2 protein-coding genes are annotated in these 1,628 nt (G+C 56.3%); both read right to left on the bottom strand.

Going from position 1 to position 1,628, the window contains the following annotated elements; genetic code table 11:
* A partial coding sequence (ilvN, locus tag ACIQVE_RS29660) for an acetolactate synthase small subunit (protein ID WP_163103760.1) occupies window positions 1-249 on the bottom strand: 249 nt, incomplete at its 3' end.
* A gap of 2 nt (window positions 250-251) precedes the next feature.
* On the bottom strand, window positions 252-1,628 hold a 1,377-nt coding region (ilvB, locus tag ACIQVE_RS29655; protein ID WP_402815516.1), incomplete at its 5' end, for a biosynthetic-type acetolactate synthase large subunit.

The raw sequence follows: 1,628 nt of genomic DNA, 5'->3' as shown, positions 1-1,628 counted from the left end.
CTCGATGTGAGCACTTTCCGACAGGTCCACCAGCTTGACCACTTCGATCAGCTTGTTCAGGTTTTTGGTGATCTGCTCGATGACTTCATCATGACCCACAGTGGTCAGCGTCAGACGCGACAGGGTCGGGTCTTCGGTCGGGGCCACGGTCAGGCTTTCGATGTTGTAGTTGCGCTGCGAGAACAGGCCGACTACACGAGACAAAGCGCCGGGTTCGTTTTCCAGAAGCAAGGAAATAATGTGCCGCATGATTAAGTACGCTCCGTCTTGCTCAGCCACATATCGCGCATGGAGCCGTCTTTGATCTGCATCGGGTAGACGTGCTCGCTGGTATCAACCGAAACATCGATGATCACCAGACGATCTTTCATGGCGAACGCTTCTGCCATCTTCGACTTCAGATCTTTCGATTCGGTGATGCGTACGCCGACGTGGCCATAAGCTTCAGCCAACTTGACGAAATCAGGCAGCGATTCCATGTAGGAGTGCGAGTGACGGCTGCCATAGCTCATGTCCTGCCACTGACGAACCATCCCCAGAACACCGTTGTTCAGGATGACGATTTTCACTGGCAAACCATATTGCAGGCAGGTCGACAGTTCCTGGATGTTCATCTGAATACTGCCTTCGCCGGTGACGCAGGCAACGTCGTCGTCCGGGAAGCTCAACTTGATGCCCATGGCTGCGGGGAAACCGAAGCCCATGGTGCCCAGGCCACCGGAGTTGATCCAGCGATTAGGCTTGTTGAACGTGTAGTACTGCGCAGCGAACATCTGGTGCTGACCCACGTCGGAGGTGATATAGGCATCGCCCTTGGTCACTTCGCACAGGGTTTCGATAACGGTCTGCGGCTTGATCTTGCTGCCGTCGCCCTTGTCGTAAGGGAACAGACCGCGATCACCGCGCCATTCATCCACCTGCTTCCACCAACTGGCCACGGACTCCTTGTTCGGGGTCTCGCCGATTTCCTTGAGGATCGCGACCATTTCGCTCAGGACGCTTTCCACTGGACCCACGATAGGCACGTCAGCCTTGATGGTCTTGGAAATCGAAGCCGGGTCGATGTCGATGTGAATGATCTTGGCGTTCGGGCAGAACTTCGCCGGGCCGTTGATCACTCGGTCGTCGAAACGTGCGCCAACCGCCAGGATCACATCGGCATGGTGCATCGCCAGGTTGGCGGTGTAGCTGCCGTGCATGCCGAGCATGCCGATGAACTGACGATCAGTGCCTGGGAAACCACCCAGGCCCATCAACGTGTTGGTCACCGGCAGGTTGAGCATTTTCGCAAGTTCGGTCAAAGGCTCGGAGCCATGCCCCAGAATCACGCCACCGCCGGAGTACAACACTGGGCGCTTGGCCGCCAGCAGCATTTCTGCTGCCTTGCGGATTTGCCCGGAGTGACCGCGAACGGCCGGGCTGTAGGAACGCAGCTTGGCTTTTTTCGGGAAGATGTATTCGAACTTCTCGGCCGGGTTGGTCATGTCTTTCGGGATATCGACCACGACCGGGCCCGGACGACCGGATTGCGCCAGGTAGAAGGCCTTCTTCATGACTTCCGGGATTTCCGACGCGTGCTTGATCATGAAGCTTTTGTTAAGTTTCTGCATGTAGTTTGCGTTATTTTT

It is taken from the genome of Pseudomonas sp. NPDC098747 (genome assembly GCF_044760045.1).
Classification (GTDB): domain Bacteria; phylum Pseudomonadota; class Gammaproteobacteria; order Pseudomonadales; family Pseudomonadaceae; genus Aquipseudomonas.
This window is presented reverse-complemented; position numbering and strand designations above follow the sequence as displayed.